The sequence below is a fragment of the Chryseobacterium potabilaquae genome, from assembly GCF_902728265.1.
Lineage (GTDB): Bacteria > Bacteroidota > Bacteroidia > Flavobacteriales > Weeksellaceae > Chryseobacterium > Chryseobacterium potabilaquae.
This window is the reverse complement of sequence record NZ_CACVBR010000015.1, coordinates 67,441-84,314: the sequence shown is the minus strand read 5'-3', so window position 1 is coordinate 84,314 and position 16,874 is coordinate 67,441. Positions and strand designations below refer to the sequence as shown.

The following is a 16,874-nucleotide window of genomic DNA, read 5'->3' as shown; positions in this document are numbered from 1 at the left end:
CCTTGATGCTTCAATCCAAAAGGATAATAATTGTTTTCTTTAAGAGCTTCTACTCCTGATCCATTGTTAAAATAGCTTAAACGCACATTTCCCAAATGGTCTGTATAATTGTAAATATACTTATTTTTTATAAAATCAAAGTATCCCTCGGCTGTAGGAACAAACTTTAATGAGGAAGATGAAGCCAATACATTAGAAGTTCCACTATTATCATACTGAAACCCATCTAGATATTGTGTTTCTTTTGTAGTCCCTCCAAGAATATAATTTTTTGCAACCTTCACTCCATCTGCTCGATATACATAACGGGTAATAGCCGCATTTGAATTCCCTGAATTAGCTTTAATTTCTGATGGAAGATTCAAAAAGTTATAGCTGATACCATTGATTCCTTTATCAGGATGACTGGTCATATTACCATTATTATCATAACCTATAACATTTCCTCCTCCAGGATAACCATCCGTGTTTTGACTTGCATCCGTTACTTTGGTTAATTTATTTCCTAAGTAGGTATAGCTAAGGTTATCGATTTGCATTGCCAGCCCATTCGTGTTCTTAGCATTTCGATATAAACGGGTAATATTTCCATTCAGATCATATTCCATAGATTCCCCAAAATGATCAGTCTGAGGAATCGTACTCAATGGTTCTACATAATGACCATACAAGAGCCTGTTCAATCCATCATAATGATAGGCATATCGTTTCAGGATTCCATCATTGGATGTTTTCCAATCAATCTCTGCAATATTTCCATTGTATTTTGCAGAAGCAAGAGTAGTAAGTACAGGATTGTTATATTTGATCTCATATCCAAACAATTTTCCATTCAAATTGGAAGGATCATTGATCTTAGTCATCCATCCTCGAATGTTGTATTTGTAATCTATGGTTTGAATCGGGCTGGTTGGATTTACTCCTCCTACCTTCTTAGTTTGTAATTGAGAAAGTTCATTATAGATATTCTGAGCTAAGATTTCCTCAGGATTACCATCTACTTTATGGGTATGTTTTAATAATCTATTTTGTGAATCATAAGTAAACATCTCGGTAATGACTTTTTCAGTATCCGTATTCAATCTCTTATGTTTGGTAATTGTATTTTGAACTACTCCTGTAAAATCCAATTTGGCTTCTGTTCTCGTGTACCCTCCCAAATAATTGATGGAATGATTTCCTATCACTCTTCCTTTAGTATCATAATAAGTATAGTTCTTGGTCCAGTTATCATTCTCAATATTCTTTACTAGGCTCATGACAGAAAAGCTCTTGGTACTCTTTCCTCCACTTGTGGATGGATTATCTGTTAGGACAACTTCTCCCTGAATGCTTGTAGGAAAAGGAGGATTGAAACTATAGAGAGGGTAAGTATCATAATAGTTCACTGATAATACGGTTTCAAGATAAGGAAAATGATTATTGGTATATTGAATCGACATTCAATTCTTGGTAAATCCTGGAGGATTTCGGTTTTCAACAATCAGATTGTTAGCAATCATATTCTGCATGTCTGTTCGAGAAGTTCCTCCTACGATTCCAGTGATAATCACTCTTCCAAATAAATCATATTTACTAAAAAGCCATTTATTTTGTGCTCTCATGAGTTCATCCTGAGTAAAGACAAGACGGTCTGCTTTATCATACACCATATGTTCCCAACCTTTACCGGGAAGTTTCTTCTCAACCAATCTGCTTCTTCCATCGTAACGGTATTCATAAGCCAAAGCCTGTTGGTCTGCTAAATCCCAGGTCTTCTTTTTGGAAAGAAGTGGTGGAATTACCCAGGCTAATTGATTATATTCATTATAAACATAATAAGTATCTGCATTTTCAGTAATACTTAATACTTTTCGATACAAAAAGTAATTAATACTATAAATCAATGAATTACAAATACAAGGTACAAATGAGGTACAAAAAGATTCAGAAAGTAGCAAAATATCAAAAAGTAATGATGAGGTGCTGGCCAACATTTACAGTAAGTATTCTCTAATATCTCATCAATAAAAAATAAAAGTTTTTTTCAACCTACATTTACTACATTATCTACACAAAAAAAACAGCCCTTTTTAGACTGCTTATTTAAGATATTTAATTTTCTGAAATTTACCAATTATCATTTTTCTCTTCTACTTTAGTAAAATCCATTAAGTCAAGAAAAGTAACATCTATAATTTTACCTGCAACCTTTGGAAATCCTTTTCTAACCTCTCCTTTTTTATTTAGTGCCATCGCTTCAAGTGTAGTATCTAAATCACTACCAAGCCCTAATCCTGCACCATACATTGTCATTGTCATTCCTTCAGAAGCAACATTCCGTATTGTTGCCCTATACTTACCATCTTTAAATTCAATTTTAAATAGGCCATAATATTTATTTGTCTCATTAAGTACAATTGGCGTTCCCATGTATGTATGTCCTGCCTTTCTGTAATTCATAATTAAGCCTTTAAACTCACCAGTAATTGTATTTTCAATTTGTTCTGTAATTTTGATATTATTCTTATTCTTTACAACTTTAAGTATTTCATCAAAAGTTTTGTTAGTTTCATAAACCTTTTGCCATTGTACCTGCCCATCATTAATAACGTAGTTCTCCATTTGGCCAAAACTAAACCCTGAAATAAAAATAAAAAGTAAAAATAGTTTTTTCATAGTATAAATATTTTATTATTGATTAATTGAAATTAGATTGCCGTCATAATCAAATTCACCTGTTACACTTTCAATAACTTTTGCACCGAACGCATTACTTCCTCTGTATATCATTTTGGCAATAACTTTATCTTTTTTGTATGAATATTCTGTACTTACGTGTTCAAATGAGTCTTTATCATTCATTGCATTCTTAACGGCTCTTTCTAATTTAGGATTTGAATTATCCCAAGAGTTAATATTTTTCTTAGCCCACTTGAGGGTACGAATGCTTTTAATTTCAATTTCAAGTTCTTCACGCTGTATTTTGGTAAGATTTTTACTTTCAAGTTCTTTTTGTAGGTTCGCTAAATGCAGTTCAGGATTTTCAATTTCTTTCTGCCTAACCATTTTTGCAGAATCAATTTTTTCCTGCGCTGTTTTAAATTTGTTTGAAAATAAAAAATCTGCAGATGATTTGAAATCTTTATCTTTTTTTTCTAACTTTTTTTTATTCAATTCTGACTGATGTTTTTTGCCTGCTTCTGTGTAATTAGTCCACAAAAATAAACCCAAAACATAGATTATCGAAATTAAACACAATCCTAAAATTGTAAATAAGCAACCATTATTTCGCTTCTTTTGAGGTACTTTTTGACCAGATTCATTTTCAAATAATATTTTTTTCATACATTTTGTTTTATCAAATATAAACCAATTTCACAAAAAAAACAGGCTAAATTTAGACTGCTTTAAAGTTTGAATTATATTTCTAATCTAATGACTGCAAAACGGCTTCAATTGTTTGCAACTGCTCAGGCCTTAATTTACTTATCTTTTCCTCAGTTAGTTCTATTCCATTGATCTGAATGAAGTTATTTTGGTTCTTAATCCGTGACTGCCCTTTTGTACCTCCAGCGTACTCTAAAAATAGCCTTGCCGCTCTTATGTCACCTTTTATCGATTGTCTTAATACTTCACCCATCACTTTAGGAATCATAAATTTAAACTGCTCATCAATTCCCTTAAAAAGTGGATTGTTTTGAAACTCTTTTAGGTGCTTATCAATTGTCGGCCTACTTAGCCCCGTGTACTCTGCTATTCTGCTTTTTGTTGGCATCGCGCCACAAGTTTCCACATAATCCATTATAGCATTCATAATATTGCAGTGATTGACTTCCCAAATTTGGTTACGTTTCTTTTCGGGCAATGAATCTATTACTTTATTTAACAGTTGGTCTTTGGCCTCATCTTTTGCCTCATTATAATTCTTTGCAAAGAAATCATTAAATAATATTAATTGCTTTGAAGTTAGTTTGTTTAGGTCATTATTTCCTATTTTATCTTGCTTCAATAACCTATCTAAAAACTCAGAATCTGTAAACTTTTGTAAACCTCTTTTCTTTGCTTCTTTGGATTTTTCTAAATATCTTTCTTTTGTCATCATTTCACTTTTATTAATTTATAATTTGGATAATCAATTGCAATAACTACTTTTTGAATAACTAAAACATCTAATAAATCAGTTGCATCAGTACCGTTTAAACCATCGCTTTTAAAGTAATCTATTATATCTCTATAACTCATCTTTTCACGGTCTAAAAACATCTGTGCGGCCATCTCTGCAAGCTCCTGAACATCGAACAACCTAAGCCCTGTTAGTATTCTTTCAATATAAGTAAATTGCTCATAACTTTTGACCTCATCTTTTCTAAAATCTTTAGCATTCAAACGGATTAAAACATCTGCTAAATCTGCACCCTGCTGCCTTTGATGGTCATCTGCTAATTTCTCTAATAAGTCTGAAAATATAAACCGTGTTGCTGGTAATCGTGTTTCATAATCCTTTGCTTTTTCCTGCCATCTTTTAAAGGTGCTACCATCTTTTGACAAATCAGGAAATACAAATATATCTCTGCCCTCTAATACTTTCAACTTATCAAAATTAAAGCTGCTTTCATTGTAAACGGCTAACCAAATAAGATTGTTTGGTATATCGGGGCTACCAAAATACAAAGTGCCATAAATAGCCGTTTTTGGGGCTTCTACCAATGCAATTGGATTAAGTGGAAATCTATTTAATAAATGCTCACCAAATAGACAATTAAAATAACCGTTATCAGTTCCATAATCAATATAACTGCTCAGCCAATTAGGAATGTTTTTATTATCATTTTTTAAACCGTTCAGAATAATTTTATCTAATTTGTCTGTTGCTGAGGTGTTATTTTGCTCATTAAATTGTTTGACCTGAACGGCTCTAACATTATCTGCCTTATCTATGTATGGAAAGGTAATTGCACCTGCTCTGTATCCTTTGGTAACTGTACCTAAACGATATTGCACAACTACTTTGGTTACCTCATCTGTGCTGAAAGGAAATTGCACTCTTTTTAATAGATTTTGTATAAATGTATTCTGTTCATAGCTTTTTAGTGTTTTTCTGAATGTTTCAAAATCAAAGTAAATAGGTTCAATAAATTTAGGTTTCAATTTGATTGGTTCTAAAACTATTGTACTTCCTGAATCTGAAAAATACTTTTGATTTGATTCATTGTATTGCAGATTAAAATTATATTTTGGCTCATCTATAAAATAGGCCGCAATATAAATTCCGTTCGGCATCTGTTCTAATACTACACTTTTAGGTAGTAACATTTCGTTATCATTTTGCCGTACTACAAAAGCTTTATCTGTTATTTCCTTAATACTGTCAATTGCGACAAAATAACTTAGTTTTTCGGCTGGTGGTGCTAACCTATAACCGCAACTACTTTTCCTGTCACAAATCCCGTATTGCGGAGGTGCATACTCTTTTGCAACCTCATCAATATAAAGTACAAATCTCTTATTGCTACAACTTGGGCAATGAAATTTCTTACTGCTTTTATCTAATGTATATCTGTAATTCATTTTAAAAATGTTTTATTTCAACTTCATTTCCTACATTACCTACATAATCAAACATAGGTATTGCAGAAAGTTGAGTTTTAATAATCATTATTTTTTACAGCATTAACAGCCATACCGTATGCTTTCCTTTCGATAATATAACCTGAATTTCTTAAACGTTCAGCAAATGTTTTAAGTGAACAGGCTCTAAAACCACTCTCAATACAATACGTTCTGTATTCCGTAAACAGGTCTTTTAATTTGGTTTCCTCTGTTGCTGAGGTGTTATAATCAAACTCTGTAAAAAACATCTGTACGCTGTCACTTTCCAATTTGTATTGTTCAACTGCTCTTTTGGCTGCCTCACAAACAGAGAAGTATTTTTGTTCTAATAACCTATTAAGGCCTTTTAAAACCCAATTAAACACCCCTGAAAGTTCTGTTTCTATAATCTTTGTATGAAGTGTTTTATCTTGTTCCTCTGCTGGTATAGTAACATCAAAAGGAATAATTAAAAAACGTCGGAAATAAGCGTTGGTATGTTCAACATCTTTTGGTAACTCATTACAATTGAAAATAAATTTTGCGTATTGGCTCATTGTGAAAGGTTGTCCATATTTTAAACAGGCCTCAACAGGTTCACCTGAAACCATTGCTTTAAACAAACTCGCCTCTAATTTGCCGTTTATTTCACTCGCATAGTTTATTAACTTATTATTGATTTTTGCCCTATAAAAACCTTTTTCCTCAGTCAAACTTTGCAAGGAATAGTTACTTACATTTTCACGGCCAAATAAGGCTGTAACAATCTCAAAAAACACACTTTTTCCGTTCGCACCTGTTCCGTATAAAATCAATGCTTTTTCCTCTTTTAATGCATTACTACCGTGTTTAATGAAAACATACCCTAAATATTCTGCTAAAACAGATTGCCGTTCTTTATCAGGCAATACCCTATCTAAATACGCTTCAAACATTGGTGCTGTTGCCTCAGGATTATATTCAAATGGTAATTGATAAGTAATAAAATCTGCACGGTCAAAAGGCCTTAGTTTTATATCTGTTGGGCTTATTTCAAAAGTTCCATTTAGCAGATTAATTAAAACCTTGTTTTTGTCTATTTTGGGTGCTGGCAGATATGCTGTTGCAAGGAATTGTTTAAAAAGCTGCTCTCTAAATTGGTAAAAACGTGCTGAAAATTTAGCAACTCCCATTTTTTCTGCTGCCTCTCCTAAAACCTTTTGAAAATGCTCTTTATCTATCTGCAGCCAATAAGTACCATTGTATAAATAAATAAAATCCTCATTCTTACATAAGCCCCAACGGTTCTGCTCTGCTAACTGCAATACATTTTCTACAGATAATACCTGCAAGTGCCTTAGGGGAATAGAACCATTTTTTCCTAATTCATCAGCAGGCACTAAGCTATAAAAGTCAACAGGCTGCACCTCTTTTAACAACTTCTGCAAAACCTCTGTATGTGGTATTGCTGCACTTTCTTTTTTTAGGCTTTCAATATGGTTTATAATCGTTTTAGGATTGTTGAGGTCGTCAAATTGTGGCTGTATCATTTGGTATTGCTTTTAAGATTAAATAAAAATTCAGAATTGGTAGAATAAAATCCTGCTCTATGTTTAGAAAGTGAACAAAACCCTTTTCTAACTATTTCAATTCTATTTTCTCTTTGCCATTGTGATACATAACGGCAAATATTAGCCCTGCAAATCCTTGTTTCAACTGAAACCATTAACATTGTTTTTGGCCGTTCAGAAAAAGCTTTAAAAACTCTGCTCTTTTGTGCTTGAAAATGCTTATCTTGTACTTGCCTTTTCTGTGGTGCTGTATTTCTATTTCTCATAGTGCAGCACTTTTTTTGTTTTTAGACAAATACAAATCTGCCTCTGCTTCTATTTCTGCAGTGGTTTTTTTCTTACCATTTCTCAGGTATTCCGTTAATTCTTTGAGAGAAAAATACAGCCTTTTGCCTCGTTTCATCACGGGAATCTCAGAGCGACTTACTTTACTGTACATTGTAGGTACTGAAAGGCTCATAAATTGTGCTGCTTCCTGAATCGTTAAGAATTTTTCAGGTTGTTCAGTTGGTTGTTGCTCAGTTCTTACTGCGTTTAGAATGTTTGCAGTAACTTTTTCCGCAATACTATCTATAAGTATTTTCGGGTCAATTGGACTTAATACAAAATTGTGCATAATCTTTAAATTTTAAATTATACATCAAAAGTATTTGGGTAAAAGCGTGGGTATCTTTAGGGATTTTTCCCCACTATTCCCTGTAAAGCTCTTTTGTTACTAAATACTCTTTTGTTTCTGCCCAGTTATTAGATAATTTCTGAACAGCGTTCTGCCAATCTTTAGAAATACTTTGCAATTGTTTTTGTTTATTAAGGTCGTATGAAGTCAAAAGTTTAACTGCTCTATAAAAAGTATCTTTCTTTATTGTTGGAATATTCTCACCAATTTCGTGAAGTTCTTTTTTATTTAAACCGCCCTCAACTCTATTAAGTGGTATTTGTTCTCCTTTAGCCCATAAATCAAAAATGTACGCTAAAGCATACTCTTTTGCAGTATATTTTATTTCCGAAATCTTTTTTACTTCTTTTTCAGTATTTTGACTTTGAGGTTTTTTATTGATTTGCTGAGGTTCTGCAATTTCCTTTTGCAAATATTCAAATTCCTTTTTGCTACTCCAATCAGGATTGTTAAACAACCTCTCCTTGTAATCGTGAAACAATTTATAATTGTAAGGATTTTTGGCAACTTCAATAATAAATGGTAGATTTTCATCAGGGTAACGTAATGCAACCCAACTAAAAAACTCGTTTGTATCTTTAGGTATTACAAACCCATTAACTCTGCAATAATCTTTATAACCATCTAAAACCTTGTTAAATTCTGCCTCATATTCCTTTAAAATCTTTTTGCCTTGTTCAGCAGTTAATTTCGTTAACCTCACAAGTTCAGGATTTAGTTTTGCCTGTGCTTCTAATCTCTTTTCTATTTCTAAAAATCTCTTTTCTTTATCTGCCATTGCTGTTGTGATATTTACATTAATATTCTAAATAGCATTAAAAATCTAACTTTATATTACCGCTTGCTTTTCTTTTGGCTTCATCTACAACCTTTGCATAAACCTGAGTGGTTTTTAAATCTTTGTGGCCTAACATCTTTGAAACCGTATAAATATCTGTACCGCTAAATAATTGCAAGGTTGCAAATGTATGTCTGAAATTATGGAAAGTAATATCTTTAGTAATACCTGCTGCACCTAACCATTGCCCCAAGTGTTTCGAATGATAAGCGGTATATCTTAGACCATCAAATACAGTACTCTTTGGCTCTCTTACCTCACCACAAAGACTAACAGCCTGCTCAGATATTGGCAAATACTCAATACCCTCTGTTTTTTCCTGCTCGAATTTCAGGAAGTAACCTTGCCCCTCAACAAACTCAATTTCTGACCATGTTAATTTTTTAATATCTGAATATCTTAAACCTGTCAAGGCAGAAAATAAGGCTGCACGTTTTATTAAATCATTGTTGCATGGTGTGTTTGCGAGGCTGTTTAGTTCCTCAATAGTCAAATACTCCCTGCGTGTTTCTTTGGCTTTAATTGGGCTTACTTTAGCGTTTAAATCGTGCTGCAATAGGTTATCTTTATAAGCCTGTTTCATTGTGGCCTTAACCTTATTGAAATAAGATACTGCTGAATTTTGAGAGAGTGTTACTTTTTTATTTTTATTGCTTTTTGTAGTTAGCAGATATTCTTTAAAATCAGTTAAAAACTGTTCATTTAGTTTACTGAATGGCAAAACTCCGTTTGTAAATTTATTCAGGTAATTATAGGCTGAAATCCAATTATCATGGTTTGACGCTTTTCGTTTGTCTGCTAATTTTTTAAAGTATTCTACAAAGTTCTGCAACCCTGCTTCCTTTAATCTTAACTGTTCTTTTTCGTAATGGCTGTAAATCTCAGGCTTATTAATAAAGTTATCTCTTTTCTGTCTTATACTTTCAGCAATCTTTAAAGTTTCTTCATTGTGTTTTTTCTCTGCTGAGGTTAATGACTTCAACTCTTTTATTAGTTGCTCCAAATCTGCACTGCCTTTGCCTTTAATCTCTTTTTTAAGTTCTGTCTTATCAATAAATAAATAAAGACCTAAAAACTCCCTGCGTGTTGCGTCACCTGTTTCAGGATTTATAATGGCAGGGTAAAAATCTAAATACAAACTTTTACGGCCTTTAGAAATCGGTTTTTGTCTGAGTGTTACTTTTGTTGCCATTGTCTTTTATGCTTTTATGTAAGAAGTGTAGGAAATGTAGTGTTAAAAACAATCTTATTTTTAGTCTATTAATTTATTCAATTCAGATTTTTTAATCCTTGTTAATCTCTCTGCAAGGTTTACGCTTTTTAATTTTCCGTTATCAATCAATCTGTAAACAGTGCGAACAGAAAAACCTAAAAGTATTGCTGCTTCTTTTGCAGTTAAAAACTCTTTTGCCTTTATCATATCAATTGACTCAGCTTCTTTTTTAATTACATCTGTTTTAGCAATCTGTATTTTCTCATCTCTCTTTTTGGCTTTATAGCCTCTTTGGTTGCATTTGTGACTGCAATACTTTGTTACGGTTGTTTTAGCTGTAAATATCTCATTACAGTACTCACATCGCTTTTGTATCTCAATTTTACTTGCCATTAATGTCTTTAAATATCTTTAAGAGTAATTAAGGGTAATTAAGTGCCATAATCTCACCTTTTAACTACTAATTCTTGTACCTCATTGCTAAAGGTACAACAAAGGTACAAAATTAAACATAATATAACGATATATTACAAAATAAGCAGTAAGTTTGTAAACACAAAAAAAGCCCTATTAATAAGGCTTAATGATTGTTATTATCTGTTTTGTTATTGTTTGTTTTGTGGGTGTTACTTTCCGATACAAAACTTCGAAAAAATATTCCCCAATACCTCATCATTAGTGAATTCGCCAGAAATTTCACCAAGAGATTCCAGAGAATTTTTTAATTCGTAAGCTAGTAATTCCGTCGAAATCTGAAATGAAATAGCTTGTTTTACCTTATGTACCGCGTCTAAAGATTTTTGTAACGCTTCAAAGTGGCGTTGATTGGTGATCACCACATTATTTTCTGAGGCTTTCAACTGTTCTACATAAGAAGACAATTCATTTTTAAGATCTTGAATATTTTGATTTTCAACAGCAGAAATTTTAATGAAGTCAAAATCATGAGAAATATGGTTTCTTAATAGATCTTCGACTTTTTCATATTGTGTCGGAATGACCTCATCAATTTTTGTAGCACAAATAATCAATTTTAAATCCTCTCTCAATAAAGATTTTATCATTTCAATATCTTCCGAAAAATCAACGGTTCCTGCATCCGTCAAATACACCAAAATATTGGCATTTTCAACTTTTTCTTTAGCTTTTTTCACACCAATAGCCTCAATTTCATCTACTGTTTCTCGTAATCCTGCAGTATCAATTAAGCGAAAAGCATGACCTTTAATATGAAGAACTTCTTCAATGGTGTCTCGGGTGGTTCCTGCAATATTACTAACAATAGCTCTTTCCTCCTTTAATAAGGCATTCAATAATGTGGATTTCCCGGCGTTGGGTTTTCCGATAATAGCAACAGCTGTCCCATTTTTAATTGCATTTCCATATTGGAAACTTTCAATCAGAGAGGTCAATTTTGATTCTATTTTATTCAGTAATTGATTTAAAGCTTTTCTATCTGCAAACTCTACATCTTCTTCTGCAAAATCAAGCTCTAGCTCTATCAATGAAACAAAATTTAATAAATCAGTTCTTAATAACGATATTTCATTGGTAATTCCTCCTTTTAATTGATTAATTGCTACTTTTCGGGAAGCCTCATTTTCAGAAGCTATAACATCAGCAATTGCTTCGGCTTGAGAAAGATCGATTCTTCCATTAATAAAAGCACGAAGAGTAAACTCACCTGCTTTAGCCATTCTTGCTCCATTTTTAATCAATGTTTCAAGAATACGCTTTCCAATATGGGGGGAACCATGGAAGGCTATTTCTACAGAATTTTCTGTGGTAAAGCTTTTAGGAGCAAGAAAAATGGATAACATAACTTCATCAATTACTTCAACATCATCCATAAAGTACCCATAATGAATCGTATGGGATTTTTGCTTTTCTAATTTTTTTCCAGGAAAACTCTTTTGAACAATAGGCAAAGCATCATTTCCAGAGATCCTAATAATCCCTAATGCCCCTACTCCATTGGCAGTAGCCAGAGCACAAATGGTATCGTTATTCATACTGCAAATTTACGCTTTTTAATCGCAATGAATCGTATAGTATGATATAACCCACCATTAATTTAAATACGAATATCCTTATATATTACATTGAAATAAAAAATCACCTCAAAAAAGAGATGATTTTTGCAGTTTTTAATTTAATGATATATGAAGATATGATTGGTGTTATTTTATTAACACTAAGATAGTCAATAATTTCTTTAATTTTTTTCAGGGGAAACCCTAAAATTATATCCGTAAAAACACCATATAAAAAATGCCCTGCAATATTGTACAGGGCATTAATTATTTATTTTAAAACTTATGTTTATAAAATTCTTCCACTCTTATAGTGGACTTACCAATTCCAAAAACCACTTTTTATGATCACCTTCTAAATAAGGACCAAGCTTTTCTTCACACTTTTTATGATAGCTATTCAGCCACGAAATTTCTTCTTCGGAAAGAATTTCTTTCACAATAGTATCTTTAAAGAATGGACAAAACGTGAGGGTTTCAAATTCATAGAACGTACCATGAATGGTCTTTTCGGACTCTTTGACTGCAATTAAATTTTCATGACGTATTCCATAATCTCCCTCCAAATAATATCCTGGTTCATTGGAACAAACCATTCCTAACAAAAGTTCTTGTGGATTCATGTCTTTTCTAATATTTTGAGGACCTTCATGAACATTCATAAAACTTCCAACGCCATGTCCAGTTCCATGATTGTAGTCTTTTCCTTCCATCCATAAAGGCAGCCTTGCAATAGCGTCAAGTTGAACTCCTTTCGTTCCTTTTGGAAATTTCACCATTGATAAACGGATTAAACCTTGAAGAACTAACGTAGAATTTCTCTTAAATTCATCTGAAACAGCACCTAAAGCTAACGTTCTTGTAATGTCTGTCGTCCCTTCACGATACTGACCTCCGGAGTCTATCAAAATACTAGCATCATTGGTCACTTCTTTACTTCCTTCACTTTTCGCAGAATAATGCATGATAGCACCATTATCCTTATATCCAATGATACTTCCAAAACTTTCACCCACAAAATTCTCACCTTCTGCACGGAATCCTCTCAGTTTTTCACCAATAGAATATTCACTCATGGCTTCTTTTCCTGCGTTATGAGTTAACCAATATAAGAATTTTACCATGGCTACCCCATCTCTTACCATCACTTTCCTAAATCCTTCCAACTCAGTTTCATTTTTCTGCGCTTTCATTAAATTTCCAGGTACCACTGATTTAATGAATTGATTATGATGATTTAAAGCCTCAAAAATGGATTGGTTACTATTAGGAGAAACTAATACGCTCTCATTTTTGAACTCTTTTAAATAGTGATAAAAATCTTCATACGGCATCATTTTTACAAGAGAATCATCCATCTGTTTTCTTGCATCCGATTCCAGCTTTTCTAAATCAGTAAATAGAATCGCATCATTTTTAGTAATGACAATATATCCTAAAAATACAGGATTACTCTCCACATCGCTTCCTCTTAAGTTCAAGGTCCAAGCGACATCATCCAAACTGGAAATAATATGTACCGTAGCTTCCTGCTCTTTCATTTTTTGACGGATTGCAGAAAGTTTATCTGTAACTGATTTCCCTGCCCATTTCAAGGGATGTACAAATATGGGATTTTTCGATGCTGTTCCCCTTTCCTTCCATATTTCTTGTAAAAGAGGAAGATCAACAAGAGTTATATTTTTTGAACTTAATTTTTGTAAGAGAGATTCCCAGTTGGCATGAGAAGTGGCCATTGCATTTACTGCTACTTTTCCATGCTTTGGAATTTCAGAAATGATCCAATCTATATAATGAGGAGTTCCTTCCATACCATCTTTAAAAAGGTCTATACCTGAACCTCCTAATTCAATAGCAGCCTGGGTAAAATACCTTCCATCTGTCCAAAGTCCCGCTTTATCTTGAGTCACTACTACAAAACCTGCAGAACCTAAAAAACCCGATAACCAAGCTCTTTCTTGCCATTCTTCAGGCAAATACTCACTCATATGGGGGTCAGCAGAATATACTATAAATGCATCAACATTATTTTTCTGCATTTCTTCTCGAAGTGCGGCTATTTTTTCCTTTGAAGTCATTCTTTAATTTTTAACACCGAAAGTTACAAAAAATTTAAAGTCTAAAACTCATAATAAATGGCTGTTTTTTCATGAATCTTCTATTCCATAATGATGATATCATATGATCAGAAAATATAAAAGAGAGGTATTTACTTCAACATCAATAATGAAAAATAAAATCAAAAAAAAGAACAAAAACCATAAATATTCATATTAAAATTAAAAATAAATGAAAATTATTTAAGTTTTTGGAAAGATTATTGCTGCATTATTTATTATGGAAAATCAGAACTATAAAAATCACAGAAAATTTTATGCTCCTCATCATTTTATATTTCTGCCTTTATTGATCATTTTGGAAGGAATTGGAGTATATAAAATCTGGGGTGATCCGGACAATCAACTCCTATGGGTTCTATTTTCCATTGTCATTTTTCTGATTTTTTATCTCTCTATTATGCTTAGACAACATTATGCATTAGGACTCCAAGATCGTATAATTATCTTAGAATTTAAGCAAAGATATTTTGAGATATATAATGTAAGATCTAATGAAGTGGAGGAAAAACTAAGATTCAGCCAAATTGCGGCTCTCAGATTCGCTTCTGATGATGAATTTAAAATTCTTTTAGAAAGAGCACTCAAAGAGAATATTTCAGGACACCAAATTAAGAAAGCTATTATAAAATGGAAAGCTGACCATCACAGAGTTTAAACAAAACACCAAATCTTTACTATGAAAAAGTGGATTTTATACAGTATCGTAGCACTCGGTTTATTTACATTAACCGGTTGTGAAGCAGTAGAAACAATTTTTAAGGCAGGAATGTGGTGGGGAATTTTTTTAGTTGTTGCGGTAGTTGTCATTCTTTTTTTAATCTTTTCGAAGGGTAAAAACTCTTAACCATTTCTTATGGAGAAGAACAACGACTTGGAAATTATTTCTCAATTAAGGCCTTCTAAAATTGTGAAAATCATGAAAGATCCGGTAGCATCTGCAAAGGCGGTACATCTTGTATATACCTCCGATGCAGAAACAACCGGAATTACTAGAAAAAAAAACGGCAAAAAATATATTTATTATAGAGGAGGTGAAAAGATCAAGGATAAAGAAGAAATTACAAGAATAAATAAACTCATTATTCCTCCGGCATGGGAAAATGTGTGGATTTGTGCTTTGGAAAACGGACACCTTCAAGCTACTGGTTTTGATGCTAAGAGACGAAAACAATATCGATATCATCGTCTTTGGAATGCGTTAAGAAATCATACCAAATTCTATAGAATGCTTCAGTTTGGATATACACTCCCTACCATACGGCTCCAGGTTGAACAGGATTTAGCATTAAGAAATTTTGATAAAAGAAAGATTCTTGCTCTTATTATCAGTATAATGCAACGGACTAATATCCGTATTGGAAATAATATCTATGAAAAGCTATATGGTTCCTTCGGCCTTACAACACTAAAAGATAAACATGTTCAAATTAAGGGACAAAAAATTACTTTTGAGTTCAAGGGAAAGAAAGGAATTATACATCACATTGACCTAAAAAGCAAAAGATTATCCAGGTTAATCCAAAAATGTAAGGATATTCCGGGAAAAGAATTATTTCAATATATTGATGAAGAAGGTCAACGTCATTCTATAGATTCAGGAATGGTCAACGAATATATTAAAGAGATCAGTGGTGAAGATTTTACGGCTAAAGATTTTAGAACATGGTCCGGAACAGTAAATGCACTAATCGCTTTTAAAGAAATTGGATATGCTGAGAATAATACTCAATACAAAAAGAAAGTAAATGAAGCACTCAATATGGTCGCAAAACATTTAGGCAATACCACAGCTGTTTGTAGAAAATATTATGTCCATCCTCTTGTTATTAATCTTTATGAAAACAATACCATCAAAAAATATCTTGATCAGTTAGAAAAAATAGAAGAAAATGACGGAAAGGCAGATCTTACCAAAGAAGAACAACTCGTTATTACAATGTTGGAAAACGAGCAATTATAACGATTTAAATAGGAATTCTATTCTTTAAAAACCGTACTCTATATTCTTTAGGAGTAATTCCTGTAATTTTTTTGAAAAGTTGAGTAAAATGAGATGCTGTTTGAAAATTTAAATCATACGCAATTTCTGCTATATCTTTACTCGAATGAAGTAAAGCCTTACTGTAATTAACATCAATTTCATTAATCCATTGTTTTGGTGATTTTTGGGTAACATCTTTCACACATTTATTCAGATAGCTTTCCGTAACAGACAATTTATCTGCATAAAATGTAACTCGCTTTTCTCCAATATGATACTTAAATAATAAATCTCTAAACTGTAATGATAATTCCATAGGGCGTGTTGACGATTTATGATGTACATCGGAATCTGTACTTAACATTTTTATCAAAATTAAATGCAACATCGTGATCACTACTTCATTCGTATTAAGTTTATTCAGCCATAGTTCCTGCTCCATAATCAGGAGACATTGAGTAAGGGTTTCATAAGTAAGATTATCTAGCTTCAAAAAAGGAGTCATAAAAAAAATACTGGTTTTATGCTTCGGAAGCTCTTGTTCAGATAAAATATTATTTTCATACGCTAGAAAAAATCCTTCAATATCATCAGAAAGTTCTAAGGTAGCAGTAATCGTTCCTTGCTTAATGAAAATAACCCCTCCTTTTTCTGCATGATATTCATCATTTTCAAGGTATTGTTTAATAGATCCATTCGTTACGAAAATAATAAAGTTAAATGTCGTACGATAAGGAATAACAGGCATTAGAATACCTTTCAGGTAATCTTCCAGTCGATAAAGTTGGATATCCGCATTATTGGCTAATATCTTTTCTGTAATATTGGAAAGAAAAAGTTTCTTATACTGAAAATTAGATAATACTTCCATCTCTTGAATTAAAATCAATTA

The 16,874-nt window shown here is 32.4% G+C and carries 17 protein-coding genes and 1 pseudogene; 3 read left to right on the top strand and 15 right to left on the bottom strand.

Going from position 1 to position 16,874, the window contains the following annotated elements; all coding sequences use genetic code 11:
* The 14 genes and pseudogenes from CHRY9293_RS09960 to CHRY9293_RS09895 form a co-directional block, all read right to left on the bottom strand.
* Window positions 1-1,442, bottom strand: a pseudogene (locus CHRY9293_RS09960) (RHS repeat-associated core domain-containing protein); the annotation flags it as partial.
* On the bottom strand, window positions 1,443-1,976 hold the full coding sequence (locus CHRY9293_RS09955; protein ID WP_162032834.1) for an RHS repeat protein: 534 nt from the start codon (window positions 1,974-1,976) through the stop codon (window positions 1,443-1,445). It abuts the pseudogene before it with no gap.
* A gap of 133 nt (window positions 1,977-2,109) precedes the next feature.
* On the bottom strand, window positions 2,110-2,658 hold the full coding sequence (locus CHRY9293_RS09950; RefSeq protein WP_162032833.1) for a hypothetical protein: 549 nt from the start codon (window positions 2,656-2,658) through the stop codon (window positions 2,110-2,112).
* A 15-nt stretch (window positions 2,659-2,673) separates the two neighbouring features.
* Entirely contained in the window at window positions 2,674-3,327 is a 654-nt protein-coding gene (locus CHRY9293_RS09945) for a hypothetical protein (RefSeq protein ID WP_162032832.1), read from the bottom strand.
* Window positions 3,328-3,409: 82 nt separating this feature from the next.
* Window positions 3,410-4,081 carry a hypothetical protein gene (locus CHRY9293_RS09940; RefSeq protein WP_162032831.1) on the bottom strand — a complete coding sequence of 224 codons (672 nt, stop codon included), beginning with the start codon at window positions 4,079-4,081 and terminating at the stop codon, window positions 3,410-3,412.
* Window positions 4,081-5,550, bottom strand: coding sequence for a DUF6371 domain-containing protein (locus CHRY9293_RS09935; RefSeq protein ID WP_162032830.1), 1,470 nt, complete (start codon window positions 5,548-5,550; stop codon window positions 4,081-4,083). The genes CHRY9293_RS09940 and CHRY9293_RS09935 overlap by 1 nt, the downstream gene beginning before the upstream one ends.
* A 77-nt stretch (window positions 5,551-5,627) precedes the next feature.
* A complete protein-coding gene (locus CHRY9293_RS09930) occupies window positions 5,628-7,100 on the bottom strand; it encodes a DNA primase family protein (RefSeq protein WP_162032829.1) in 1,473 nt (490 codons plus the stop codon).
* Window positions 7,097-7,387 (bottom strand): hypothetical protein, encoded by a 291-nt coding sequence (locus CHRY9293_RS09925; RefSeq protein WP_162032828.1) that lies wholly within the window; start codon window positions 7,385-7,387, stop codon window positions 7,097-7,099. The genes CHRY9293_RS09930 and CHRY9293_RS09925 overlap by 4 nt, the downstream gene beginning before the upstream one ends.
* Window positions 7,384-7,737, bottom strand: coding sequence for a helix-turn-helix domain-containing protein (locus CHRY9293_RS09920; RefSeq protein ID WP_162032827.1), 354 nt, complete (start codon window positions 7,735-7,737; stop codon window positions 7,384-7,386). Before CHRY9293_RS09920 ends, CHRY9293_RS09925 begins: the two co-directional genes overlap by 4 nt.
* A 73-nt stretch (window positions 7,738-7,810) precedes the next feature.
* The gene (locus CHRY9293_RS09915; protein ID WP_162032826.1) at window positions 7,811-8,575 is read right to left on the bottom strand and encodes a hypothetical protein; all 765 of its coding nucleotides are present in this window, start codon (window positions 8,573-8,575) and stop codon (window positions 7,811-7,813) included.
* A 37-nt stretch (window positions 8,576-8,612) separates the two neighbouring features.
* The gene (locus CHRY9293_RS09910; protein WP_162032825.1) at window positions 8,613-9,827 is read right to left on the bottom strand and encodes a tyrosine-type recombinase/integrase; all 1,215 of its coding nucleotides are present in this window, start codon (window positions 9,825-9,827) and stop codon (window positions 8,613-8,615) included.
* A 60-nt stretch (window positions 9,828-9,887) separates the two neighbouring features.
* On the bottom strand, window positions 9,888-10,241 hold the full coding sequence (locus CHRY9293_RS09905; protein ID WP_162032824.1) for a helix-turn-helix transcriptional regulator: 354 nt from the start codon (window positions 10,239-10,241) through the stop codon (window positions 9,888-9,890).
* Between the two features lie 233 nt (window positions 10,242-10,474).
* Entirely contained in the window at window positions 10,475-11,860 is a 1,386-nt protein-coding gene (gene mnmE / locus CHRY9293_RS09900; protein ID WP_162032823.1) for a tRNA uridine-5-carboxymethylaminomethyl(34) synthesis GTPase MnmE, read from the bottom strand.
* Between the two features lie 329 nt (window positions 11,861-12,189).
* Window positions 12,190-13,959, bottom strand: coding sequence for an aminopeptidase P family protein (locus CHRY9293_RS09895; RefSeq protein WP_162032822.1), 1,770 nt, complete (start codon window positions 13,957-13,959; stop codon window positions 12,190-12,192).
* Window positions 13,960-14,218: 259 nt separating this feature from the next.
* Between CHRY9293_RS09895 and CHRY9293_RS09890 the strand changes: the two genes are divergently transcribed.
* The 3 genes from CHRY9293_RS09890 to CHRY9293_RS09880 are packed head-to-tail and all read left to right on the top strand — an operon-like array spanning window position 14,219 to window position 15,961.
* Window positions 14,219-14,656 carry a DUF6526 family protein gene (locus CHRY9293_RS09890; protein ID WP_162032821.1) on the top strand — a complete coding sequence of 146 codons (438 nt, stop codon included), beginning with the start codon at window positions 14,219-14,221 and terminating at the stop codon, window positions 14,654-14,656.
* Window positions 14,657-14,677: 21 nt separating this feature from the next.
* Window positions 14,678-14,845, top strand: a complete 168-nt coding sequence (locus CHRY9293_RS09885) for a phosphatidate cytidylyltransferase (RefSeq protein WP_122546704.1) — start codon at window positions 14,678-14,680, stop codon at window positions 14,843-14,845.
* A gap of 9 nt (window positions 14,846-14,854) precedes the next feature.
* Window positions 14,855-15,961, top strand: a complete 1,107-nt coding sequence (locus CHRY9293_RS09880; protein WP_162032820.1) for a DNA topoisomerase IB — start codon at window positions 14,855-14,857, stop codon at window positions 15,959-15,961.
* Between the two features lie 4 nt (window positions 15,962-15,965).
* On the opposite strand, the gene CHRY9293_RS09875 is transcribed toward CHRY9293_RS09880, so the two are convergent.
* On the bottom strand, window positions 15,966-16,853 hold the full coding sequence (locus CHRY9293_RS09875) for a helix-turn-helix domain-containing protein (protein WP_162032819.1): 888 nt from the start codon (window positions 16,851-16,853) through the stop codon (window positions 15,966-15,968).
* Window positions 16,854-16,874 lie beyond the last annotated feature (21 nt).

Coding starts and splice junctions, on each gene's coding strand:
- CHRY9293_RS09955 (WP_162032834.1), bottom strand. CDS start 1,976: ATGTTGGCCAGCACCTCATCATTACTTTTTGATATTTTGCTACTTTCT.
- CHRY9293_RS09950 (WP_162032833.1), bottom strand. CDS start 2,658: ATGAAAAAACTATTTTTACTTTTTATTTTTATTTCAGGGTTTAGTTTT.
- CHRY9293_RS09945 (WP_162032832.1), bottom strand. CDS start 3,327: ATGAAAAAAATATTATTTGAAAATGAATCTGGTCAAAAAGTACCTCAA.
- CHRY9293_RS09940 (WP_162032831.1), bottom strand. CDS start 4,081: ATGACAAAAGAAAGATATTTAGAAAAATCCAAAGAAGCAAAGAAAAGA.
- CHRY9293_RS09935 (WP_162032830.1), bottom strand. CDS start 5,550: ATGAATTACAGATATACATTAGATAAAAGCAGTAAGAAATTTCATTGC.
- CHRY9293_RS09930 (WP_162032829.1), bottom strand. CDS start 7,100: ATGATACAGCCACAATTTGACGACCTCAACAATCCTAAAACGATTATA.
- CHRY9293_RS09925 (WP_162032828.1), bottom strand. CDS start 7,387: ATGAGAAATAGAAATACAGCACCACAGAAAAGGCAAGTACAAGATAAG.
- CHRY9293_RS09920 (WP_162032827.1), bottom strand. CDS start 7,737: ATGCACAATTTTGTATTAAGTCCAATTGACCCGAAAATACTTATAGAT.
- CHRY9293_RS09915 (WP_162032826.1), bottom strand. CDS start 8,575: ATGGCAGATAAAGAAAAGAGATTTTTAGAAATAGAAAAGAGATTAGAA.
- CHRY9293_RS09910 (WP_162032825.1), bottom strand. CDS start 9,827: ATGGCAACAAAAGTAACACTCAGACAAAAACCGATTTCTAAAGGCCGT.
- CHRY9293_RS09905 (WP_162032824.1), bottom strand. CDS start 10,241: ATGGCAAGTAAAATTGAGATACAAAAGCGATGTGAGTACTGTAATGAG.
- mnmE (WP_162032823.1), bottom strand. CDS start 11,860: ATGAATAACGATACCATTTGTGCTCTGGCTACTGCCAATGGAGTAGGG.
- CHRY9293_RS09895 (WP_162032822.1), bottom strand. CDS start 13,959: ATGACTTCAAAGGAAAAAATAGCCGCACTTCGAGAAGAAATGCAGAAA.
- CHRY9293_RS09890 (WP_162032821.1), top strand. CDS start 14,219: ATGGAAAATCAGAACTATAAAAATCACAGAAAATTTTATGCTCCTCAT.
- CHRY9293_RS09885 (WP_122546704.1), top strand. CDS start 14,678: ATGAAAAAGTGGATTTTATACAGTATCGTAGCACTCGGTTTATTTACA.
- CHRY9293_RS09880 (WP_162032820.1), top strand. CDS start 14,855: ATGGAGAAGAACAACGACTTGGAAATTATTTCTCAATTAAGGCCTTCT.
- CHRY9293_RS09875 (WP_162032819.1), bottom strand. CDS start 16,853: ATGGAAGTATTATCTAATTTTCAGTATAAGAAACTTTTTCTTTCCAAT.